The following is a 22519-nucleotide window of genomic DNA, read 5'->3' as shown; positions in this document are numbered from 1 at the left end:
TTACTTATAGATGAAAAACAGTGAAAAACTTACGGTTATCGAGGGATTATGATATTATGAATGTAAGCATTTTATTGAAAGGTATGGTGAACAAGTATGGCACCGAAAAACAAAAGTTTTGACCCGGTAGCTCAATTAAAACAAATTGAAGAGTCTTTTGAACTTTTCCAGATTTTAGATGAGAACGGTAAGATTGTAAATGAATCAGAAATGCCTGACTTATCTGATGAGGAGCTTGTTGAGCTTATGACAAGAATGGTTTGGACGCGCGTACTAGATGAGCGTTCGACATCATTGAACCGTCAGGGTAGACTTGGTTTCTATGCGCCTACTGCAGGACAAGAAGCATCACAAATTGCAAGTCATTATGCAATGCAAGAAGGGGATTATGTTTTACCAGGGTACAGAGATGTACCACAACTAATTTGGCATGGACTGCCTTTATCCAAAGCATTTCTATTCTCAAGAGGACATTACGAAGGGAATCAATTCCCTGAAGGTGTGAATGCACTAAGCCCACAAATCATTATTGGTGCTCAGTATGTTCAGACTGCTGGTGTTGCTCTTGGTATCAAAAAACGTAAAAAAGATAATGTAGTAATCACATATACAGGTGATGGTGGTACATCACAAGGTGACTTCTATGAAGGCATTAACTTCGCAGGTGCATATCAAGCACCGGCAATCTTTGTAGTACAAAACAACCAGTATGCTATTTCAACACCAAGACATATCCAAACTGCAGCTAAAACTTTAGCTCAAAAAGCAGTTGCAGCAGGTATTCCGGGAGTTTACGTAGACGGTATGGATGCATTAGCTGTTTACAAAGTAACTAAAGACGCGAGAGAACGTGCTATTAAAGGGGAAGGACCGACACTCATAGAGACAGTGACATACCGCTATGGTGCGCACACACTCGCTGGTGATGATCCAACAAGATACCGTGAAGGGGAAGAAGAGACAGAGTGGGAGAAGAAAGACCCACTAACTCGTATGCGTACTTTCCTAGAAGAAAAAGGCTTATGGTCTAAAGAAAAAGAAGATGAAGTGATTGAACAAGCGCGCGAAGACGTGAAAGAAGCAATCAAAGAAGCAGACCAAGCTGCTCCGCAAAAAGTAACAGAGCTAATGGACTTAATGTTTGACGAAAAGCCAAGCAATGTTAAAGAGCAATATGACTACTACAAAGAAAAGGAGTCAAAGTAACATGGCACAAATGACAATGATTCAAGCGATAACAGATGCGATGCGTACTGAATTAAAGAATGACGAAAATGTTCTAGTATTCGGCGAAGACGTTGGTGTCAACGGTGGGGTATTCCGTGCTACAGAAGGACTACATGAGGAGTTTGGAGAAGAGCGCGTCTTTGACACTCCGCTTGCTGAGAGTGCAATTGCATCACTTGGTTTGGGGTTAACATTAGAAGGATTCCGACCAGTTGTTGAAATTCAATTTTTTGGTTTCTTATTTGAAGCGATGGACGGAATTGCAGGACAGATTGCACGTCATCGTCAACGCTCAGGTGGTACGAAACCAACACCAATCGTAGTCCGTGCACCATTCGGTGGTGGAGTAAACACTCCAGAGTTACATGCAGACTCTTTAGAAGGTCTGATGGCTCAAACGCCTGGATTACGTGTTGTAATTCCATCAACTCCATATGATGCTAAAGGATTACTCATCGCAGCGATCCGTTCTAATGATCCAGTAATTTACCTAGAGCATATGAAGCTATATCGCTCATTCCGTGAAGATGTACCTGAAGAAGAGTATGAAGTGGAATTAGGAAAAGCGGCGGTACGAAAAGAAGGTACAGATATTACATTAATCGCATATGGTGCAATGGTTCAAGAATCACTTTCAGCTGCTGAAGCACTTGAAAAAGATGGAATCAGTGCTGAAGTCATTGACCTACGTACAGTTTCTCCAGTAGACTATGAAACACTTGTAGCTTCTATCGAGAAGACTAACCGTGCAGTCGTGATTCAAGAAGCCCAACGTCAAGCAGGTGTTGCAGGACAAGTTGCTGCTGAATTACAAGAACGTGTGATTTTATCTCTTGAAGCACCAATCAAGATCGTAGCTGCTCCGGATACAGTCTACCCGTTCACAGCTGCTGAAAAAGTGTGGTTACCTAACAAAGAAGATATTATCGAAAAAGCAAAAGACGCAATCAATTTCTAACCAGTTGGAGGGTAAAGTAAATGGCATATGAAGTAAAACTTCATGATATCGGTGAAGGTATCCATGAAGGTGAAATTGCAAAGTGGTTTATTGCCGAAGGCGATAAAATTGAAGAAGATGATACCCTAGTAGAAATTGCGAACGATAAAGCAGTTGTAGAATTACCATCTCCAGTTTCAGGTACAATTGAAAAAATTCATGTATCTGAAGGAGAGGTGACTACTGTTGGGAGTATCATCGTTACCATAGATGATGGTTCAGGTCCTTCTGAATCTAAAGAAGACGAAGAAGTAGAAGAAAAAGAAACTAAAGATGAAGTTGCTAAAGAGGTAGAGAAAGCTGAACCTAAAGAAGCACCTAATAAAGAATCTGCATCAAAAGATATAGAGGTAAAAAACTCTGAGTCAGATAAGAAATTTATTATAGCAATGCCTCGCGTACGTAAGTATGCACGTGAGCATGACGTTAATATTAAAGAAGTTACTGGTAGCGGTAAAAATGGGCGTATACTAATTGAAGATATCGATGCATTCTTAAGTGGCGATCAGTCAGTGTCTGAATCTACAAAATCAACTGAAACTGTAGAAGAGGTTACTGAAACTAAAGAAGAGTCTAAAGTTGCAGCGATTTCTACTGGCGAACGTGAAACACGTGAGAAAATGTCTAGAATTAGAAGAACGATTGCAGATGCAATGGTTAATTCTAAAAAGACGTCACCACACGTTACAAACATTGACGAAGTAGTTGTAGACAAACTTTGGGAACACCGTAATAACTTCAAAGGTGTTGCAGCTGAGCAAGGTACGAAACTGACATTCTTACCATATGTTGTTAAAGCAGTCGTTTCAGCACTTAAGAAATATCCTGAATTAAACACTTCTATTGATAACGATACAATGGAAATTATTCAGAAACATTATTATAACGTAGGTATCGCAGCAGATACTGAACGTGGATTAGTTGTACCAGTAGTACGCGATGCGAATGCATTATCAATGTTTGAAATTGCAGATACGATTACTGATCTTGCAACAAAAGCACGCGACGGTAAACTTACTATGGATGAAATGAAAGGCGGATCAATTTCGATCTCTAACTTAGGTTCTGAAGGTGGTAAATGGTTCACACCAGTTATCAACCAACCTGAAGTGGCGATTTTTGGAATTGGTAGAATTGAGGAGGCACCAGTAGTTCGCGACGGTGAAGTTGTTGCAGCACGTGTCTTAGCACTTTCTATTAGCTATGACCACAGAGTAATTGACGGTGCGTTAGCTCAGAAAGCACTCAATCATGTTAAACGCTTATTAAATAATCCGGATTTACTATTAATGGAGGGGTAAAGAATGGTAGTTGGAGATTTCGCAATTGATGTAGATACGGTAGTTGTAGGTGGCGGTCCTGGTGGATACGTAGCTGCAATCCGTGCTGCTCAGCTCGGTCAAAAAGTTGTATTAGTCGAACGTGAAAAAGTTGGAGGGGTTTGCTTAAACGTGGGTTGTATTCCTTCTAAAGCATTAATTTCTTCATCTCATAGATTCCAAGAAGCACAAGATTCTGAAGAAATGGGAGTTACTGTAGAAAACGTTAAACTCGACTTCTCAAAAGTACAATCATTTAAAGATAGTGTTGTACAAAAACTTGTAGGTGGCGTAGAATCACTACTTAAAGGTAACAAGGTTGAAGTTGTTCACGGTGAAGCGTATTTCTCATCTAACAACAGTATCAAAGTTGCTCAGGAAAACAGCTCACAGACTTATGAGTTTAAAAATGCAATTATTGCAACTGGGTCAAGACCAATTGAAATCCCTGGTTTTAAGTTTGGAAAACGTATCATCGATTCGACAGGTGCCTTAAACTTAGAAGAAAAGCCTGAAAAATTAGTAGTAATCGGTGGTGGATATATCGGTACTGAACTTGGTACTGCATATGCGAACTTCGGTACTCAAGTGACTATTTTAGAAGGTACTAAAGACATCCTTGGTGGTTTTGAGAAAAACATGACGCAACTTGTTAAACGTAACCTTAAGAAAAAAGATGTTGACGTTGTAACTCAAGCGATGGCGAAATCAGCTGAAGAAACTGAAAATGGTGTGGTAATTACTTATGAAGATAAAAAAGGTGATGCTCACACGATTGAAGCAGACTACGTTCTTGTAACTGTAGGTCGTCGTCCAAACACTGATGAGATTGGTTTAGAGCAAATCGGTGTGAAGATGACAGATCGCGGTATTATTGAAGTAGACAAACAAAGCCGTACTAGCGTAGAGAATATCTATGCTATCGGAGACATTGTTCCTGGATTACAACTTGCACATAAAGCAAGCTATGAAGGTAAAGTTGCAGCAGAAGCAATTGCTGGAGAAAAATCTGAGGTAGATTACATCGGAATGCCAGCAGTCTGCTTTACTGAACCAGAACTTGCTTCAGTTGGATATAACGAAACACAAGCGAAAGAAGAAGGTCTCGACTATGTAACTGGTCGTTTCCCATTCGCAGCTAACGGACGTGCTTTAGGTCTAAACAAAACAGATGGATTTGTTAAAATCGTTGCACGTAAAGAAGACGGACTTGTTATCGGCGCACAAATCGCTGGTAATGGTGCATCTGATATTATTTCAGAGCTCAGCCTGGCAGTGGAAACTGGCATGACATTAGAAGACATCGCTCTTACAATTCATGCTCACCCAACTCTAGGAGAAATTCCTATGGAAGCAGCAGAAGCAGCACTTGGTCGTCCAATTCACTCAATGTAAATTTTTAATTAGCGTCCCTCGGGACGCTTTTTTTATAACCGAAAGGAGATAAAAATGGAAAAATCTTATAGCTATCCGCTAGATTTAGATTGGAACACTGAAGAAATGATTAAAGTTGTCAAATTTTTTCAACTTGTAGAAGAAGGATACGAAAATGGTGTAAAAGCATCCGATTTAAGTGATGCATATAAATATTTCAAAGAAATTGTTCCGAGTAAAGCAGAAGAAAAGACTTTGTTTAGAGCATTTAAGTCTGTTTCAAATCTTGAATCATTTTTACTTGTAAAACAATTAAATACGAGTGATCCGAATGACATTTTAAAAGTTTAAAAAATTGTGTTGTTAAATTAGAGTAAAAAAAATATAATTAATTGAATTAAAGATTAGGAGGAGAAAATGACAGAGATACGTTTACAGAATATTAACCAATATTTTGGCGAGACACATATACTAAAGAATATAGATTTCACTTTTTTGGAGGGTAAATTTTACACAATCTTAGGTCCGTCTGGATGCGGTAAGACAACACTTTTAAAAATTATTGGCGGGTTTGTAAACCAGACCTCAGGAGACCTTTATTTTGGTGATAAAAAAATGAATGAAATACCTGCAAATAAGAGACAAGTTAACACCGTCTTCCAAGATTATGCACTTTTTCCACATTTAAATGTATATGAAAATGTTGCATTTGGATTGAAAATAAAGAAGGTGTCTAAAGTGGAAAGAGAAGCACGTATTAAGGAGGCACTCCGTTTTACAAACTTAACAGATTTTAAATACAGAGATATTGAACAATTATCTGGTGGACAGAAACAGAGAGTTGCGATTGCACGTGCGATTGTAAACGAACCGGACATTCTTCTCCTAGATGAATCGCTGTCTGCATTAGATCATAACTTGCGTGTGGATATGCAGTATGAATTAAAAGAACTTCAACAAAAACTAGGTATAACGTTTATCTTTGTTACTCACGACCAAGAAGAAGCATTAGCTTTAAGTGATGAAATTCTTGTCATGGATAAAGGGCATATCGTACAAGCGGGTAGTCCTAAAGATATTTATGACGAACCTTTAAATAAATATGTTGCTGATTTTATCGGTGAATCTAATATTGTTGAAGGTGAGATGCTAGAGGACGGTAAAGTATCAATTTATGGTCGTGCATATGAATGTGTAGATGGTGGTGTAAAGAGCGGCACACCCGTTGAAATAATGGTACGTCCTGAGGATATCGTTTTAAAACCACTTGAAGAAGGGCACTTAAACGTTACTGTAGACTCAATACTTTTCAGAGGTGTACATTATGAAATTTGTGTCCTCGATGAAGATGGCTACGAATGGGTGATCCATACGACTCAAAAAACTGAAGAGGGTAAGAAGGTTAGCATTTATTTCGACAAAGAAGATATGCATATCATGGTACCAGGTGAAAAAGAAGACGAATTTAATGAACGACTTGAACTTTACGAAGGTATTCTCTAATGAAAAGAGTTTTAGCACTACCATATTTATTATGGATGGTCGTATTTGTAATATTACCTGTTTTCTTAATGATTTATTATTCTTTCAATGACATGAGCGGTAATCTAACGTTACAAAACTACGCAGAGTTTCTAAGTAGTAACTATATTAAAATGACGCTTAATTCATTTTGGTATGCCTTCTTAATTACGGTTATTACTCTCATAGTCAGCTATCCACTTGCGCTTGTTATATCAAGATTAAAACACAAAACATTCTGGTTATTAATCATCATAATTCCTACGTGGATTAACATCTTACTTAAAACCTATGCATTTATTGGTATTTTAGGAATTAATGGAATATTGAATTCTGTCCTTGAAAAGTTTGGGCTTATGAAAATCCAGCTTCTCTTCAGTGATTTTGCATTTATTACAGTTGCAGTATATATATTTATACCGTTCATGGTACTTCCTATTTTTAATTCGATAAATGGAATCAACAAGAATTTGATATGGGCATCATATGATTTAGGTGCTTCTAAGTGGGAAGCTCTCACAAAGGTGATCATTCCTTTATCTTTAGAAGGTGTTAAATCGGGTATTCAGATTACTTTCATACCTGCTCTTAGTTTGTTCATGCTTTCTAGACTTGTAGCAGGTAACAAGGTTGTAACGCTCGGTACTGCTATTGAGCAGCAGTTTTTGACGAACGAAAACTGGGGTATGGGATCGACGGTTGGCGTATTCCTCATCTTATTCATGGTATTTGTCATGTTAGTAACAAGAACAAAAAAGGAGAGTATATAAAGTGAACACTTTAAGCAGGAGTTTTCTTACAGTTATAATTATCTTCTTATACTTTCCGATTCTATATCTCGCTTATTATTCATTTAATACGGGTGGTTCAATGACAAGCTTTGAAGGTTTTACACTTGATTACTATAAGAGTGTCATTGAAAACAAGGCACTGATGACTGTTATTATGAACACAATCGCAGTTGCTCTGATTTCTAGTGGTTTCGCTACTATAATCGGATTATTTGGAGCAATTTTTCTCTATTTAATTAGACAAAAGTATGTAAAAAGCACATTGTTAACATTGAACAATGTTTTAATTGTGTCGCCTGATGTAATTATTGGTGCCTCTCTCTTAATTCTGTTTTCAATTTTTGGAATTAAATTAGGTAGCACGAGTGTCATCTTGGCACACATCGCATTCAGTGTACCGATTGTTGTACTCATGATTTTACCGAGTCTTTACCAACAAAATAGTAATCTCGTACTTGCTGCACACGATTTAGGTGCGAGTGCATTCCACGTGGTAACAAAAGTGTTAATTCCCAATATTAAGCCAGGGATTTTTGCTGGCTTTTTAATGGCTCTCACCTATTCATTAGATGACTTTGCTGTAACATTCTTCGTGACTGGTAATGGGTTCAGCACATTATCTGTAGAAATTTATGCTATGGCAAGACGTGGTATCACTCTTGAAATCAATGCAATTTCTACTGTGATATTTGTTGTTGTGTTAACAATTTCGTTCATTTATTACTTCGTGTCTGATAAAAAGATAAAGAGAGGCAAGACGACATGAGATTCTTAATTACGTTAATCGCATCAAGTTTACTTGTAGGTGGACTCTTTTTATTTGGTACGAAACTATTAAATAATACGTCAAGTTCTGAAACGGATGTTCTGTTTGTATATAACTGGGGAGAGTATATTGATCCTGAATTAATTAAACAGTTTACAGAAGAAACGGGAATCCGTGTAGTTTATGAAACATTTGATTCAAACGAAGCGATGCTCGTTAAGATCAAACAAAAACAACGCTATGACGTAGTGTTCCCGAGTGAATATACAGTAGAAAAGATGAAAAAAGACAACTTACTCTTACCGATTGATCCTGACAAAATCCCTAACATCAAGAATATCGATGAGAGATTCTTAGGTCTTTCATTTGACCCCGGCAACGAATATTCGCTTCCATATTTCTGGGGAACTGTAGGAATTCTCTACAACCCAGAAACAACAACAGGAATGGACTTTAGCACATGGGACAGTGTGTGGGATGAATCACTTCTCAATGACGTACTCTTACTTGACGGTGCGCGTGAAACGATTGGATTCGTACTGAACAGTGAAGGTCATTCATTAAACTCAACGAATAAAGAGGAGTTAGATCAAGCAAAACAAAAGTTAGAAAAACTTTCTCCTAACGTTCGTGGAATTGTTGGCGATGAAATTGCTTCAATGATGAAAGAAAACGAAGCTAAAGTCGCTGTTGTATGGAGTGGTATGGCTATGGACATCATGTATGAGAATGAAGATCTTATTTATACAATCCCGCAAGAGGGAACAAATCTCTGGTTCGATACAATGGCGATCCCGTCTTCTGCAAAAAATATTGACGGAGCACATCAATTTATCAACTTCTTGTTAGACAAAAATGTTGCTCTCCAGAACACAGATTGGGTTGGTTATGCCACACCGAATCAGGCAGCATTCAAAGAGTTAGATGAAGAAGTTAAAAACGCCAAAGAATTTTATCCAGATAAAGAGACGATGGAAAAGCTAGAAGTTTACCGAGATTTAGGTCCAGAGTGGACGGAATATTATAATGAATTATTATTGGAATTTAAAATGTCACTCGATTAGTGTTTTTCAAACTCGCTTTACGGGTATATAGCACCTATAGACAAGAAACATACTTCGGAGGTAATTAATATGGTTAAAGAATATACACAGGTTGTTCAACCAGTCAGCCGTGTTCCTGAAAAAATATTTGGATGGTTAGGATTTATTGCATTAGTTGCATTAACAGCATATATTGCTTTCTTCTCATTATTCACTGCACGTGATCCAATGTTCCTAGAGTCAATTCGTAGTAACGCTGAAGAAATGGCACAAGGTGCAGATGTATCAGCTGACCAATTGGTACAGTTCGTTGAACAATTTACTCAAAATTCTTGGTTATTAGCTGTAGTCTTGTTAATTCCAATTATCATCGCGTTTTTTGCACTAATTAAAATGAGTAAACGTATCTTATCAGGTATTCTTTTACTTGTAGCTGCAATTATAATTGCACCATTTGTGCTTACTTTATTCTCGTCACTCATGTTTGTAATTGCTGCAATCCTATTATTTGCACGTAAAGACAAGATAATTACTCAAGGTGCAACGGGAGAGTATATCAACAGAAGACCAGAGTATGCGAGAGAAAATTATGACAGTAATGAACGTTCAGTAAAGCGTCATCATGATGAAATTGAACGTGATGTTGAAAGTCATAATCAAAAAGAGCTTGACCGTTTAAGAAATAAAAATCAAACGCAATACGAGCGTGACATCGAATCACATAACCAAAAAGAGCTTGACCGTTTAAGAAGTAAAAATCAAACGCAATATGAACGTGACATCGAATCACATAACCAAAAAGAGCTAGATAGAGTGCGTCAAGAGCGAGATGATTATACTGATTTAGAAAAAACGCGTCAATTTAGTGCTGTGGATGAAAATCTTACTACACAAGAAATAGATTATCCAGTAACAGAAGAAGAATATAACTTTGATATTGAAGATGCTGCAAGAACTAGAAGAGAGAATGTTGATCGACGAAATAATGACGATTTATAAGATAGAGATAGGATGACCTGATCACGGTCATCCTATTTTTTTTATATCTTTAACCTTAAAAATCATACCGTGTGAGATACTTGAATTTTGACAGAATTTGGATTTATATCACAATATTTATTCTATTGTTCAATGTCTAGCTTCTCACAATAACCTCTTTTAACGTTAGTAAATCAGATGAAAGCGTATTTATTCGGAATTATCTAAAAATTTTAACATTTTCTATTACAATACTCTTAACTTTCTGATAATATAACATGTATTAACTTTTTTGGGGGAACACACAATGAAAACTTTAACTCGATTTAGTACGTTTGTCGGAAATACATTTGCCATATGGGTACTTATATTTGCCGTCTTAGCGTTTTTGATTCCAAGTCTTTTTACGTGGATTGCACCATTTATTAATCCGTTACTCATGATTATTATGTTTGGGATGGGCCTTACTCTTACAACACAAGATTTTAAGAACGTTCTGAAAGCACCTTTTAAAATTTTAGTTTTAGCGGTTGCACAATTTGTTGCAATGCCTCTCATTGCTGTGTTACTCGTTTTAGCATTTAATTTACCGAAAGAAATTGCGATCGGTGTAATCTTAGTTGGATGTTGTCCAGGAGGAACTTCATCTAACGTAATTACATATCTTGCGAGAGGAAATGTGGCCTTATCTGTAACAGCAACTTCAGTTACTACGCTACTTGCTCCGATCGTAACACCAGCACTAACGTTATGGCTTGCAGGGGCATACCTACCTGTTTCATTTAATAGTCTGTTTTTAACGATTGTTAAAATTGTTTTAATACCAATTATCCTAGGATTCGCTGTTCAATTCTTCTTTGAGAAGACGACACAAAAAGCAATTGGGTTATTACCACTGATTTCAGTAGTTGGAATCATCGGTGTATTAACAGCAGTCGTTTCGAATAACACAACTAATATTATTAAGTCTGGGCTACTCATTTTACTTGTTGTTGTATTACATAACGTAATCGGATATGTAATTGGATTCTTTATAGGTAAATTATTTAAATTCGATTTAGCAGATCAAAAAACAATCTCCATCGAGGTGGGGATGCAAAACTCTGGTCTTGCCGCTGCTTTAGCAACAACACACTTTGATCCAATAGCAGCTGTACCAGGAGCAATATTCAGTGTATGGCATAACTTCTCAGGAAGTATCGTAGCGAACTTCTATAGCAAAATGACTGATAATAAAAATAAAGAAAAGACTGAATTATATACAGTAAAAACAGAAATTTGATTTAGGAGTGTTTAACCTTGGTACACAAAAAAGATCTTAGAATAAATAGTCAAGTCTATACAGATAGTAATATTAAAGCACCAAACAGAGCCATGCTTCGTGCAGTTGGTTTTACTGATGAAAGTTTTTTAAAGCCACAAATTGGAGTAGCAGCAAACTGGGCAGAGACAACACCTTGTAATATTCACCTGAATGATCTCGCACAATTTGCAAAAGAAGGAGTCGTGGAAGCGGGTGGTGTACCAATACAGTTCAACACAATTACGGTTGCTGATGGTATTGCGATGGGTACGCCTGGGATGCGATTTAGCCTACCATCTAGAGATATAATTGCGGACTCACTTGAGACAATGGTTGGCGGTCAAAATTTGGATGCACTAATTGCAATTGGTGGATGTGATAAAAATATGCCCGGCGCTGCAATAGCTATGGCCAATATGAATGTACCCTCTATCTTTGTGTATGGGGGAACAATCGCCCCAGGAAAACTTAATGGTCAAGATATTGATTTAGTCAGTGTATTTGAAGGTGTTGGTAAATGGAATAACGGTGATATTACAGACGAGGAATTAAATGCGATTGAGTGTAACGGATGTCCTGGCCCTGGTGGATGTGGTGGTATGTATACGGCAAACACGATGGCATCTGCATTAGAAGCAATGGGAATGTCATTGCCAGGATCTGCTTCAAATCCAGCTTCAACGAAAAATAAAGAAAAAGATGTCTATGAAGCAGGTAAAGCGATTTTAAAAATGCTTGAAAAAGGTATTTTTCCAAGAGATATCATGACGAAAAAAGCATTTGAAAATGCGATTACAGTAGTCTATGCACTTGGAGGTTCTACCAATGCGATTCTGCATCTACTTGCTATTGCTCATGCTGCTGAAGTTGACTTAGATATTTCAGACTTCAACAGAATGCAAGAAAAAGTCCCCCATTTAGCCGATTTAAAACCATCGGGTAAATATGTATTCCAAGATCTTTTTGAGGTTGGTGGCGTACAAGCTGTTATTAAATATCTATATGAAAATGGACTTATCCATGGAGATTGTATCACGTGTACAGGTAAGACAATTGCCGAAAACTTAGAGGGAATTGAACCTCTTAAAGAAGGGCAAGATGTCATCTTACCTCTAGAAAATCCAAAACGTAAAGATGGTCCGCTCATTGTCCTAACTGGAAATTTAGCACCACTTGGTGCAGTTGCAAAAGTGTCGGGTGTGAAGGTACGCAGACACGTTGGTCCCGCGAAAGTTTTTAATACAGAGGAAGCGGCAACAGATGCAGTCATGAATAATGAGGTAGAAAAAGGCGATGTGGTTATCGTTAGATATGTAGGACCGAAAGGTGGACCTGGTATGCCGGAAATGCTATCTTTATCGTCGATCATTGTTGGTAAAGGACTAGGTGAAGATATTGCACTCGTTACAGATGGTCGCTTCTCTGGTGGGACACACGGTCTCGTGATTGGTCACGTTGCACCTGAAGCACAAGACGGAGGACCAATCGCACTTATTAAAACAGGTGACATCGTAGTAATCGATCAAGATACGAAAGAATTGTCATTCAAAATTAATGAAGATGAATACAAAGCACGTAAGGAAGCATTAGTTTTGCCACCATTATATAGCAAAGGAGTACTTGGAAAGTATGCGCACATTGTATCTAACTCTTCTAAAGGAGCAGTGACAGATTTCTTTAACAGAGACAAGATTTGAGCATTCAATCAAGAGTTTAACTAAAGCTTCAATAGACGCGAAATTAGGCTGGCACCGTGTGAGTGGTAGCAATGTCGATATCAGCAGATTTGCTGAGTTTGACAAAATTGCTTATGAATAGGCAACATACTCAAAACACTGTACAAATCTGTACAGTGTTTTTTATTCGTTGATATAAAATTTTGAAAGTGTCTTAAATGTGTCTTTAATATCTTCCAAAAAATTCATATCTGTAAGTAAAGCTTCACTACCAGGATAATACACTTTACCGATTAGAAATTCGCCTTTTTTAACGTTCGCCAGTCTATCTAGCCCTTTATTGATTTCCGTATTACTAATTTCATCAATCATCATTTTGTCAGGTTTCATATGGTCGAGTGTAATAAAGTAATCTTTACCAAGTGCTTCAATGTCATTTACTTGTTTCTTCCAAACTTTGCTTGCATCTTTTTTACCAGGTGCTTCATAGATGATACCGTATTGGACAAACGCATGATCTTTAAATAGTCCTATTTGAAAGTTTGGCAACATCTTATATCCACGTTTGTTTGTAGAGAATGCAACCCAAGTATCGTCTGGTGGATGGACTGTACGTCTAGCATGCTTTGCAACATGAACAAAATGTTCTTCTCCTGTTAATTCTGATAAGTAAGGAGCAAGTTCTTTACCTAGGTTTTCTAGTTTAGGACGCGTTACTTCTATTAATTCTTCCATTCTATTTTCAAGACCATCGATTTTAAACACATCGAAATCTCTTTTCGTAAATTTAAATTTAGTCATATTATCCTCCAGTAGTGTACTTATGTATCTACTCTTGTATGATAAAATAAAGATAAGAAACTTTCAAATGGGGGGATTGCATGAGTGTTTATTTATTCGCAAAAGAATTAATACGAGACAGTGGGGCATTTATAAGAGGTCGTATGGAGGAGTCCTTTCAAGTTGAAAGAAAATCAAATCCAAATGATTTAGTGACAACAGTAGACCTAGAGAACGAACAATATATTAGAACGAAAATAAAAGAGGCTTATCCAAATCACAATATTATCGGCGAAGAATATGAAGCGGATATGGAAGATAGCAAGGTGGGTTATCTTTGGGTAATTGACCCAATTGATGGTACGTTAAACTTTGTACACCAGAGAGAGAACTTTGCAATTTCCATTGGTATTTATAAAGATGGTGAGCCATATGCCGGTTTAATTTTAGATGTTATGAAAGACAAACTCATCCATGCTGAAGCGGGTAATGGTGCATTTGTGAACGATGAAAAATTAAGCAAAGTTAAGACATCACATCTGTCGAACTCTATTGTTGGCATTAGTCATAAATGGTTAGTGAGAGAAGATATTAAAGGACCCTTAATAGAAATTGTAAAAAAGTGTCGTAGTCCAAGATCACTTGGTAGTGCAGCACTTGAGTATGTTCAACTCATTGAAGGTAGAATTGAAGCATCTATGTTCTTTAGACTTTCACCGTGGGACTTCTCAGCAGGAAAAATTATCGGTAAGGAAGTCGGGATTATCACTACAGATTTTCTTGGTAGAGAAAATGAATGGTTAGAGCGCACAAGTGTTTTAGCGACAAATAGTGTGTTACAAAAAGAACTTTTAGAAATCATGAAGAATGATGAGGGTTTTATCTTGGCTCACGATAAGTTCCATAACATTCATAGTAGTGACCATTAGATGACACCTTTTTAAAGTGTTTTTTCAGGATATACTGTATGCGATAAAGTGATAGTTCCCCTCCAATGTGACTGTAAACGTCACTCTTTTTAAATGGCTGGTTAAAAGCGTATTTAATATAGGAAATGACAAGTGGCTCAACATCATGAGAAGTCTTGCAGATTCTACATGATAGTGTATGAGTATTGATTTTTACCTCTAGAGAGTGACACTTATTACACTTAAGCCCTGTCTTAAAGGATTCTTTAAATTCATGTGACCTTAACTCGAAGTTTAAAACAGGGCGTTGTGCTTTTTTGACTTACTCGTTTCCTCAATTTTTTTTAAATAGGCAGTTAGAGTTCGTGGAGTTAGGAAGGGATAATTTGATTGACCAATAAGCGAAAACGTTTCGTCGAGAACGACGTAGTTTAAGAAAATTGGTTTACTAAAACCGTCTTGTTCTATCTTCGTATCTTTAATCACATTGTAATAAAGAGTTCCTAGATTTAGATCAAGAATAGGTAAATCTTTCTTTAACAGGATATTGAATGGATTGATGGTATGTAAGCCGGAAAGATCAAGGATTTTAAACAGGTGAACCGTAGTTGATGTGACAATCATCACTTCTATAGTTTCTTTACGTTTTTCGATTGGGAGCGTTAAGTGCCAAAATATTTCAATGTTTGAAGGGTCAATTTTTTTAAGATAGGAATTAAACATCGATTCCAACACATTCATACGCTTTAAATGTGCATACTCTTCCAGCTCTTCTTCGCTAAAGGACACGCGATTGTAAAGGAATTCATAGACTTTAAGCTTTTCATTTTTTATTTTCATGTGATCACCTCGATAGTTTTTATCAGTATAATAGGTGTTCTTATGTAATTCAAAATGTTGATGATAAGTTTTAGAGACAAAAAAACACAGTTCTCTATTAACAGTATGTTAGTAGCTTAAGAACTGTGTCTAATAATGATATTTATTCAATTTTATAACCAATCATTTTCTCTATATCTCTTTTTTAAGGTAAAACCTACGCCAAATGTAGCGATGAATAAACCGATTGTGAAGATTGCGAGTAACCACATTTCTTCAGCTAAGAGTACTGCGAATAGTACCATTAAGAGTACTGCAAAGATTGCTAAAATTAAAAATGGTGCTTTAGATTTTGGTTTCAAAAGTGACGCCTCCAGAAAAAAATAAATATTTATAATTATTGTAGCACATATAAGAACAGTCATTGTGATATAATATTCTAGTTAGATACACAGATTGAAGGGAATTATTTAATGAACTTAAGAAAAGATATCAGAAATATTGCAATTATTGCCCACGTAGACCACGGAAAAACAACATTAGTAGACCAGTTACTGAAACAATCAGGGATTTTCCGTGCAAACGAGCATGTCGCTGATCGTGCGATGGACTCAAATGATATTGAAAGAGAACGTGGGATCACAATTCTTTCAAAAAACACAGCAATTGACTATGAAGGTGTACGCATTAACATTTTAGATACCCCTGGACACGCAGACTTTGGTGGAGAAGTAGAACGTATCCTAAAAATGGTAGACGGCGTAATTTTAGTTGTAGATGCATTTGAAGGTACTATGCCACAGACACGTTTTGTATTAAAGAAAGCATTGGAAGTTGGCTTAAAACCATTAGTAGTCGTAAACAAAATTGATAAGCCACAAGCACGTCCAACAGAAGTCATTGACGAAGTGCTTGAGTTATTCATTGAACTTGACGCAGATGATGATCAGTTAGAATTCCCAGTAGTATATGCGTCTGCTATGAATGGTACTGCGAGCTTAGACCCAGAAACTCAAGATGAGAATATGAAGTGTTTATATGACACTATCATTGAACACGTACCAGCACCGATGGATAACAGCGATGAACCACTACAGTTCCAAATTTCATTACTCGATTATAACGACTATGTTGGACGTATCGGTATTGGTCGTATCTTTAGAGGGCAACTTCATGTTGGAGAGCAAGTGTCTCTAATTAAATTAGATGGTTCAGTTAAAAATTTTAGAATCAGTAAGATGTTTGGTTACTTTGGACTCGAAAGACATGAAATCGAGAGTGCAAAATCTGGTGATATCATTGCTTTATCAGGTCTTGAAGACATAAACGTTGGTGAAACAGTAACGCCGCCAAATGCACAAGAAGCTATGGAAGCGCCACTGATTGACGAACCAACCTTACAAATGACGTTCTCCGTAAATAACTCACCCTTTGCTGGTCGTGAAGGTAAATTTGTAACTGCACGAAAAATTGAAGAGCGTTTAAACGTACAACTAGAAACAGATGTATCATTAAGAGTAGATCCAACAGATCGTCCAGATGCATGGAAAGTATCCGGACGAGGTGAATTACACCTATCAATTCTTATTGAAAATATGAGACGTGAAGGTTTCGAACTCCAAGTTTCAAAACCAGAAGTTATCATTCGTGAAATCGATGGTAAAAAAATGGAACCTTATGAGCGTGTACAAATCGATGTACCAAGTGAATATTCTGGTTCAGTTATTGAGTCTCTAGGTACACGTAAAGGTGAAATGGCTGACATGACACAGAGTGCAAATGGACAGACGCGTTTAATCTTCCATATTCCGGCACGTGGATTAATAGGCTATTCAACAGAATTCATGTCGTTAACTCGTGGTTATGGTATACTTAACCATACGTTTGAAGACTATAGACCACTGTTAAATGGTCGTATTGGTGGACGTAGAAACGGTGTACTTGTATCTATGGACAAAGGTTCTGCTAGCACGTATTCTATCCTTAACTTAGAGGATCGTGGTACAAACTTTATGGAACCTGGAACTGAAGTATATGAAGGGATGATCGTTGGCGAAAACTCACGTGATAATGACTTAACTGTTAACATCACAAAAGTTAAAGCAGCGAACAACATACGTTCTGCTACTAAAGAACAAACACAAACAATGAAGCGTCCAAGAATTTTAACGCTGGAAGAAGCGCTTGAATATATCAACGAGGATGAGCTTGTTGAAGTAACGCCTGAATCGATTCGTATGCGTAAGAAAATACTCGATAAAGGTGAAAGAGACCGCGCTGCAAAGAGAGAAAAAAAGAAATCTGAGGAGTGAAATTAATTGTTTTTCCCTCAAGTTTTGCTGAACACGGATGCAAATTTACTCGATAATAGACTATCGTTTTTTGCGAGGTTTTTTGGAGTAGAAACAAATCCAGAAGTCGGCATGTGGTTATTGTTCATAACTATCTATCTGTTAGCCGTACTTTCATACGTGCTCGGATTCGCTAGAAAAATTAAACTTTGGCAAAATATCGTCATCTATATACTGATGTTTATCGGATGTCTGCCTCTAACATTGTTTGGGGCATTTTATCCTGTAGCTGAATGTATGGTAGTCATTGCAGCAGTAATGGGTATGTATAGATTCAGACTCCACCAGGATAAAAAGAGTGGTAAAATCAAAGTGAAAAATGAATAATACACTAAAACAAAAAATGCATGTCCTTAATTCGGACATGCATTTTTTATATAAATTCTATTTTAGTTACGTATTCGTAACGTTCTAATAGGAGATTGTTTTCAATAATGAGTAAATCAATCATACCGTCATCATATAGACGCTTTCCTTCGTTAGAGAACTGTGCATAATGACTATAACGGTCTTTATACGGTAACTCTGTCACGCCATTTTTATGTGTGATTCTGTAGGTAAATGTCTTTGGCTCAGCATATTCAAGGAATGGTGAAAGATTCATTACAAATGTACCTTCAAGTAATTCTTGTTTTGTTGATTTAAATTGCTTTTCAGTTTTTAAAGTTGGTGGTAGTGTTTCTCCCTCAATGATTTGACGATTCCATTCTTTACTATCTTCAAATGAGATTTCATCTTCAGTAGACACTAGAGTATCAAGGTGTAATTTACGATCATCAAATATCCAAGCACTTGAATCTAGTGTAATAGTGAACTCTACTTTTCCCGAAATAGTTAGTAACATTGTGGTGCTCCTTTCATATTCAAATTAAAGTATAACAGTTTTTTTAATTTGTACATATTTTATTGTTCATATTTCTGCTCTGCCTTGTAAATCTCTATTATCTAGAGTAATATTTAAATGAGATATGAAAGGGGTTGTCTCATGTGTCTGACATCGAAACTCTCAGCCGTATGGCTTATGAACAACTAGAAATAGATGCGAATCGAATTGTGCAACTCATCGAAGTTCAAATGGATAACTTAACAATGCCACAATGTCCAGTTTATGAAGAAGTTCTAGATACTCAAATGTTTGGTTTATCTAAAGAAATTAACTTCGCAGTGAGACTTGGCCTTGTAGATAAAGATAGAGGTAAGGAAATTTTAGAACACCTTGAAAAAGAGGTATCAAAGGTTCACGATGCTTACTATAAACATAAAGAAAAAAATCGAGTCTAGAGATTATTCTTTAGACTTTTTTAAATTGGAGTTTTTTTATGAGAACGAAAAAAGTAAAAAGAAAAAATACTATGCAGCTCAATAAGTATATTGATTACACAATACCATTAATTTATATCGTCTTAACGGTCATCGGTCTCATCACAATATTGAGCGCTACGATGGTAAGTGCTGGACAAAACCCAAACTTAGATTACAATCCGGCATTCTTCTTTAACTCACAGCTCAGGTACGCAGTTATTGGATCTACAGTATTTGTTTTTATGCTTTTCTTTACGAAGAGTAGTTTTTATAAACAAACGTGGCTCCAAGTTTTAATGGTAGCTGGAATATTTGTACTCCTAGTCATGATTGCGGTGATGGGTGATGAAGTAAACGGTGAGAAAAACTGGGTGAGAATTGGTTTTATCAACATTCAAGGCTCGGAATTCTTAAAGATTGTAGCAATACTTTACCTAGCTTACATCTATGACCTTAGAAACAAAGTACACAATGGTTTAGAAGCGACAGACTGGAAACACTTAGCACCGTTTGCATTAATGCTAGCGTTTGCTACTTGGATTTTAAATAACGACTTTGGTACAGGATTAATTATATTATCAATCATCTTCGGGATGTTTTTTTATTTAAACTTTCCAAGAAAATATACATTTATCATCGTTGGCACGATGGCGACAGTACTGGCAATATTTATTTTAGCGGTAATCGTATTTGATGGTAGTTTTATACCGGCATATCAATTGAATAGGATACAAACGTTCTTGCATCCATTCCAAGATACTTTAGGTAGTGGATATCAACTATCCAACAGCCTTATCGCGATATCTCATGGAGGATTATTTGGTACAGGACTTGGAAATGGAATCATGAAACTTGGATATATTCCAGAGCCTCAGACTGACTTCATTTTTGCGGTATTTGCTGAAGAATTTGGACTTGTTGGGGTAATTGTTGTATTAATGCTTTATGCATTTTTAGTATATAAATGCTTCTACTACTCAACCATTTCTACCGACTTATTCTTAAAATTAATCACATTTGGAATTGGGATTTATATTACAATTCAGTGCTTCCTTAATGTTGGAGGAATGTCACGAGCACTCCCTCTGACAGGCGTGCCGTTACCACTCATGAGTTTCGGAGGATCAAGCTTCTTAAGTATATCGATTGCATTGGCGCTTTTATCAGTAGCAGCTAAAGAAATTAGATATAGAAAAAGTTTAGAAGAATGAAAATAAGACTCGGGAATTCCCCGAGTCTTATTTTTCTCTGTATTCGTTTCTTGATAGCAATAAGATATAATAACATAACATTCCGAAAAGTAATGTAATAAAGAGTGCGTGGAACAGGGCGATAAAGATATTCACGTATGTAAATATCGTAAGTGCGCCTGTCAACACTTGGAGAAGTAACAACACGAACATAATTGTCCAACCATTTTTGATCACTCTGTAATTACTGTAATGCTTATAAACGTGGATAAGTGCAATGACCATCCATACAAATAAAATTAATACTAAAAATCTATGTCCCATCTGAATCCACTGATAGAAGTTCGTCGGTATTATCTGGTTTGGCATACAATGTGGCCATGATGTACATGCTAGAGACGCATCCGCGTGTCGGACAAGCGCTCCACTATAAATTACGAAATAAATAAAGATTGTAATTCCAATTGTATGATTTCTAAGAGGTCGTTTGATGATTAAATCTTTTGTATCGTACTTAAGATCGACATGAAAAACAAGTAAAGTTAATACAAATACTGCAGCAAAACAAATGAGTGAAATACCGAAATGTGCTGCTAAGACGAAATCACCATGCCAGAGTCCGACAACTGCTGCGGCCCCTACTAAAGACTGAATTAATATAAATGACAGAGATACATATACTAAAAACTTAGTTTCACGTACATGCGCCAATTGTCTCCATGCCATTACTCCAAATAAAATTAGGAATATGATAGCAAGACCAGACACACCTCTGTGTGCAATCTCAATTATTGTGTCGAGTGGCCAATCCTTTGGGAGTAGCTGTCCGTGACAGAGTGGCCAAGAATCTCCACATCCTTCAGCAGAACCTGTTTTCGTAACAAGTGAACCACCAATTTGTACGAAAATCATAATCAGGGTTGTTATCACTGCGACAATTTTCAAATTTCTATACAAAATGTAACACCCCAAGTTTCCTGAGTTGCTTATCTTTTACAAATAATAAATATAGACTAAATAACTGCTTCTTGCAATCATTAAAGTTAAGAAATACACTTAACAAATCGTAAATATGTGGTAAAATCAATATGTGAATGGCAACTTACTATAGTATAGAATAAAACAAAAGGTTCAGATTTAATTATTAATGAACAAATTTTGAACTTTATCACGGTTTTTTATCCAATACTATAGATTCAGTCAGTAATATCCTTTATCATTATAAGGGAGTAATGTCTTTGAAGGGAGGCGTATAGATGCATGCTGAAGTGTCTAGCAATAGACAACATCTGACAGTCAGTAAGAGAATTAGTGCATTCAGAGTTCTAATAAAGGAAGGTATCATAAAAGCGAACTTGATTCCAGCGTTTGCTGCAGGATTCTTAGCAGTGATGTATTATGATCAGTCATTCTTTAAATCCATTCCATTGTTACTACTCATGTTACTCGCTACGACTCTTTTAATTGGCGGTGTCTGTGCGTTGAATAACTACTATGATCGTGATATCGATCGTGTTATGACTTCAAAACAAGATAGACCGAGTTTGGACGGCACCTTTTCTGGTCCGGACATTTTAAAAATTGGTTTTTCTATGGTAGTGCTTGGAGAGATAATGCTCTTCATGATTAACAGTACGGCGGGTGTCATTGGATTGATTGCAGGATTTGGATATGTTGTGCTTTACTCAATATATTCTAAAAGACATCTTGTTTCAAACACTGTAATAGGTGCATTACCTGGTGCAGCACCTCCGTTAATCGGTTGGGCAGTTATTGAACCAAACTTACATATACTCGCATGGGCGATGTTTATCGTAATGTTCATTTGGCAACCGCCACACTTTTATGCACTTGCGATTAGAAGAAAAGACGAGTACAGCAATGCGCAAGTACCGATGTTACCTTCTGTCAAAGGTAATAAACGTACGACTTATTCCATTGTTATATGGATTATGCTCCTCGTTCTAACACCAGTTTTAATGACAGAACTTGGAACATGGTTTGTCGTTGTTTCGAGCTTGCTTAACATAAGTTGGCTTGTGATATCACTTAACAATTTCAAACCAATTGAAGACTATAATCGTTATGCCGGGAGAGTATTTGTCTTCTCGTTGAATTACATTCTTATATTCTATGTGATGATCATTGTTGCCGGACTATTGATCTGACCATAA

At 36.7% G+C, this 22519-nt stretch carries 23 protein-coding genes; 18 read left to right on the top strand and 5 right to left on the bottom strand.

Going from position 1 to position 22519, the window contains the following annotated elements; all coding sequences use genetic code 11:
- Window positions 1-96 precede the first annotated feature (96 nt).
- The 12 genes from pdhA (at window position 97) to ilvD (ending at window position 13016) form a co-directional block, all read left to right on the top strand.
- Complete coding sequence (gene pdhA, locus H9D55_RS07225; protein ID WP_186078122.1) at window positions 97-1206, top strand: pyruvate dehydrogenase (acetyl-transferring) E1 component subunit alpha; 1110 nt, start codon at window positions 97-99, stop codon at window positions 1204-1206.
- Between the two features lies 1 nt (window position 1207).
- A complete protein-coding gene (locus tag H9D55_RS07220; RefSeq protein WP_186078120.1) occupies window positions 1208-2185 on the top strand; it encodes an alpha-ketoacid dehydrogenase subunit beta in 978 nt (325 codons plus the stop codon).
- A 20-nt stretch (window positions 2186-2205) separates the two neighbouring features.
- Window positions 2206-3525 carry a dihydrolipoamide acetyltransferase family protein gene (locus H9D55_RS07215; protein ID WP_186078118.1) on the top strand — a complete coding sequence of 440 codons (1320 nt, stop codon included), beginning with the start codon at window positions 2206-2208 and terminating at the stop codon, window positions 3523-3525.
- Window positions 3526-3528: 3 nt separating this feature from the next.
- Window positions 3529-4938, top strand: coding sequence for a dihydrolipoyl dehydrogenase (lpdA, locus tag H9D55_RS07210; protein WP_186078116.1), 1410 nt, complete (start codon window positions 3529-3531; stop codon window positions 4936-4938).
- Between the two features lie 54 nt (window positions 4939-4992).
- On the top strand, window positions 4993-5268 hold the full coding sequence (locus H9D55_RS07205) for a UPF0223 family protein (protein ID WP_186078115.1): 276 nt from the start codon (window positions 4993-4995) through the stop codon (window positions 5266-5268).
- Between the two features lie 66 nt (window positions 5269-5334).
- On the top strand, window positions 5335-6420 hold the full coding sequence (locus H9D55_RS07200) for an ABC transporter ATP-binding protein (protein ID WP_186078113.1): 1086 nt from the start codon (window positions 5335-5337) through the stop codon (window positions 6418-6420).
- The gene (locus H9D55_RS07195; RefSeq protein ID WP_186078111.1) at window positions 6420-7208 is read left to right on the top strand and encodes an ABC transporter permease; all 789 of its coding nucleotides are present in this window, start codon (window positions 6420-6422) and stop codon (window positions 7206-7208) included. The genes H9D55_RS07200 and H9D55_RS07195 overlap by 1 nt, the downstream gene beginning before the upstream one ends.
- A gap of 100 nt (window positions 7209-7308) precedes the next feature.
- Window positions 7309-7995: an ABC transporter permease gene (locus tag H9D55_RS07190; RefSeq protein WP_186078109.1), complete on the top strand. Its 687-nt coding sequence runs from the start codon at window positions 7309-7311 to the stop codon at window positions 7993-7995.
- Window positions 7992-9059 carry an ABC transporter substrate-binding protein gene (locus tag H9D55_RS07185; protein WP_186078108.1) on the top strand — a complete coding sequence of 356 codons (1068 nt, stop codon included), beginning with the start codon at window positions 7992-7994 and terminating at the stop codon, window positions 9057-9059. Before H9D55_RS07190 ends, H9D55_RS07185 begins: the two co-directional genes overlap by 4 nt.
- A 69-nt stretch (window positions 9060-9128) precedes the next feature.
- A complete protein-coding gene (locus H9D55_RS07180) occupies window positions 9129-10037 on the top strand; it encodes a DUF4064 domain-containing protein (RefSeq protein ID WP_186078106.1) in 909 nt (302 codons plus the stop codon).
- Window positions 10038-10323: 286 nt separating this feature from the next.
- Complete coding sequence (locus H9D55_RS07175; protein ID WP_186078104.1) at window positions 10324-11298, top strand: bile acid:sodium symporter family protein; 975 nt, start codon at window positions 10324-10326, stop codon at window positions 11296-11298.
- Window positions 11299-11315: 17 nt separating this feature from the next.
- On the top strand, window positions 11316-13016 hold the full coding sequence (ilvD, locus tag H9D55_RS07170; protein ID WP_186078102.1) for a dihydroxy-acid dehydratase: 1701 nt from the start codon (window positions 11316-11318) through the stop codon (window positions 13014-13016).
- Between the two features lie 162 nt (window positions 13017-13178).
- Here ilvD and H9D55_RS07165 read toward each other — a convergent pair whose 3' ends face one another.
- Window positions 13179-13796 carry a YktB family protein gene (locus H9D55_RS07165; protein WP_186078100.1) on the bottom strand — a complete coding sequence of 206 codons (618 nt, stop codon included), beginning with the start codon at window positions 13794-13796 and terminating at the stop codon, window positions 13179-13181.
- A gap of 80 nt (window positions 13797-13876) precedes the next feature.
- Here H9D55_RS07165 and H9D55_RS07160 point away from each other — a divergent pair, with 80 nt between their 5' ends.
- Window positions 13877-14704: an inositol monophosphatase family protein gene (locus H9D55_RS07160; protein ID WP_186078098.1), complete on the top strand. Its 828-nt coding sequence runs from the start codon at window positions 13877-13879 to the stop codon at window positions 14702-14704.
- A 273-nt stretch (window positions 14705-14977) separates the two neighbouring features.
- Here H9D55_RS07160 and H9D55_RS07155 read toward each other — a convergent pair whose 3' ends face one another.
- Window positions 14978-15472, bottom strand: coding sequence for a hypothetical protein (locus tag H9D55_RS07155; RefSeq protein WP_186078096.1), 495 nt, complete (start codon window positions 15470-15472; stop codon window positions 14978-14980).
- Window positions 15473-15675: 203 nt separating this feature from the next.
- The gene (locus tag H9D55_RS07150) at window positions 15676-15864 is read right to left on the bottom strand and encodes a DUF5325 family protein (RefSeq protein ID WP_235963137.1); all 189 of its coding nucleotides are present in this window, start codon (window positions 15862-15864) and stop codon (window positions 15676-15678) included.
- Window positions 15865-15975: 111 nt separating this feature from the next.
- On the opposite strand from H9D55_RS07150, the gene typA reads away from it, so the two are divergent.
- Together typA and H9D55_RS07140 are read left to right on the top strand one after the other, a co-directional pair.
- Window positions 15976-17814, top strand: coding sequence for a translational GTPase TypA (gene typA / locus H9D55_RS07145; protein WP_186078092.1), 1839 nt, complete (start codon window positions 15976-15978; stop codon window positions 17812-17814).
- Window positions 17815-17820: 6 nt separating this feature from the next.
- Window positions 17821-18180: a YlaH-like family protein gene (locus tag H9D55_RS07140; RefSeq protein WP_235963136.1), complete on the top strand. Its 360-nt coding sequence runs from the start codon at window positions 17821-17823 to the stop codon at window positions 18178-18180.
- A gap of 46 nt (window positions 18181-18226) precedes the next feature.
- Here H9D55_RS07140 and H9D55_RS07135 read toward each other — a convergent pair whose 3' ends face one another.
- Window positions 18227-18697 (bottom strand): hypothetical protein, encoded by a 471-nt coding sequence (locus H9D55_RS07135; protein WP_186078090.1) that lies wholly within the window; start codon window positions 18695-18697, stop codon window positions 18227-18229.
- A 143-nt stretch (window positions 18698-18840) separates the two neighbouring features.
- On the opposite strand from H9D55_RS07135, the gene H9D55_RS07130 reads away from it, so the two are divergent.
- Window positions 18841-19134, top strand: a complete 294-nt coding sequence (locus H9D55_RS07130; RefSeq protein ID WP_268884003.1) for a YlaN family protein — start codon at window positions 18841-18843, stop codon at window positions 19132-19134.
- A gap of 38 nt (window positions 19135-19172) precedes the next feature.
- A complete protein-coding gene (locus tag H9D55_RS07125) occupies window positions 19173-20366 on the top strand; it encodes an FtsW/RodA/SpoVE family cell cycle protein (protein WP_186078088.1) in 1194 nt (397 codons plus the stop codon).
- A gap of 27 nt (window positions 20367-20393) precedes the next feature.
- Here the strand turns inward: H9D55_RS07125 and H9D55_RS07120 are convergent, their stop codons facing one another.
- Entirely contained in the window at window positions 20394-21257 is an 864-nt protein-coding gene (locus tag H9D55_RS07120; protein ID WP_186078086.1) for a COX15/CtaA family protein, read from the bottom strand.
- A 344-nt stretch (window positions 21258-21601) separates the two neighbouring features.
- On the opposite strand from H9D55_RS07120, the gene cyoE reads away from it, so the two are divergent.
- Window positions 21602-22513 carry a heme o synthase gene (cyoE, locus tag H9D55_RS07115; protein WP_186078085.1) on the top strand — a complete coding sequence of 304 codons (912 nt, stop codon included), beginning with the start codon at window positions 21602-21604 and terminating at the stop codon, window positions 22511-22513.
- Window positions 22514-22519 lie beyond the last annotated feature (6 nt).

This window comes from Phocicoccus pinnipedialis (assembly GCF_903994035.1).
Classification (GTDB): domain Bacteria; phylum Bacillota; class Bacilli; order Staphylococcales; family Salinicoccaceae; genus Phocicoccus; species Phocicoccus pinnipedialis.
Note: the sequence above shows the minus strand (reverse complement) of the source record. Positions and strands in the feature narration are given on the sequence as shown.

What these genes read in the sequence shown, in the direction of transcription:
- pdhA (WP_186078122.1), top strand. Translation starts at nt 97, where the DNA reads ATGGCACCGAAAAACAAAAGTTTTGACCCGGTAGCTCAATTAAAACAA.
- H9D55_RS07220 (WP_186078120.1), top strand. Translation starts at nt 1,208, where the DNA reads ATGGCACAAATGACAATGATTCAAGCGATAACAGATGCGATGCGTACT.
- H9D55_RS07215 (WP_186078118.1), top strand. Translation starts at nt 2,206, where the DNA reads ATGGCATATGAAGTAAAACTTCATGATATCGGTGAAGGTATCCATGAA.
- lpdA (WP_186078116.1), top strand. Translation starts at nt 3,529, where the DNA reads ATGGTAGTTGGAGATTTCGCAATTGATGTAGATACGGTAGTTGTAGGT.
- H9D55_RS07205 (WP_186078115.1), top strand. Translation starts at nt 4,993, where the DNA reads ATGGAAAAATCTTATAGCTATCCGCTAGATTTAGATTGGAACACTGAA.
- H9D55_RS07200 (WP_186078113.1), top strand. Translation starts at nt 5,335, where the DNA reads ATGACAGAGATACGTTTACAGAATATTAACCAATATTTTGGCGAGACA.
- H9D55_RS07195 (WP_186078111.1), top strand. Translation starts at nt 6,420, where the DNA reads ATGAAAAGAGTTTTAGCACTACCATATTTATTATGGATGGTCGTATTT.
- H9D55_RS07190 (WP_186078109.1), top strand. Translation starts at nt 7,309, where the DNA reads ATGACAAGCTTTGAAGGTTTTACACTTGATTACTATAAGAGTGTCATT.
- H9D55_RS07185 (WP_186078108.1), top strand. Translation starts at nt 7,992, where the DNA reads ATGAGATTCTTAATTACGTTAATCGCATCAAGTTTACTTGTAGGTGGA.
- H9D55_RS07180 (WP_186078106.1), top strand. Translation starts at nt 9,129, where the DNA reads ATGGTTAAAGAATATACACAGGTTGTTCAACCAGTCAGCCGTGTTCCT.
- H9D55_RS07175 (WP_186078104.1), top strand. Translation starts at nt 10,324, where the DNA reads ATGAAAACTTTAACTCGATTTAGTACGTTTGTCGGAAATACATTTGCC.
- H9D55_RS07165 (WP_186078100.1), bottom strand. Translation starts at nt 13,796, where the DNA reads ATGACTAAATTTAAATTTACGAAAAGAGATTTCGATGTGTTTAAAATC.
- H9D55_RS07160 (WP_186078098.1), top strand. Translation starts at nt 13,877, where the DNA reads ATGAGTGTTTATTTATTCGCAAAAGAATTAATACGAGACAGTGGGGCA.
- typA (WP_186078092.1), top strand. Translation starts at nt 15,976, where the DNA reads ATGAACTTAAGAAAAGATATCAGAAATATTGCAATTATTGCCCACGTA.
- H9D55_RS07135 (WP_186078090.1), bottom strand. Translation starts at nt 18,697, where the DNA reads ATGTTACTAACTATTTCGGGAAAAGTAGAGTTCACTATTACACTAGAT.
- H9D55_RS07125 (WP_186078088.1), top strand. Translation starts at nt 19,173, where the DNA reads ATGAGAACGAAAAAAGTAAAAAGAAAAAATACTATGCAGCTCAATAAG.
- H9D55_RS07120 (WP_186078086.1), bottom strand. Translation starts at nt 21,257, where the DNA reads ATGATTTTCGTACAAATTGGTGGTTCACTTGTTACGAAAACAGGTTCT.
- cyoE (WP_186078085.1), top strand. Translation starts at nt 21,602, where the DNA reads ATGCATGCTGAAGTGTCTAGCAATAGACAACATCTGACAGTCAGTAAG.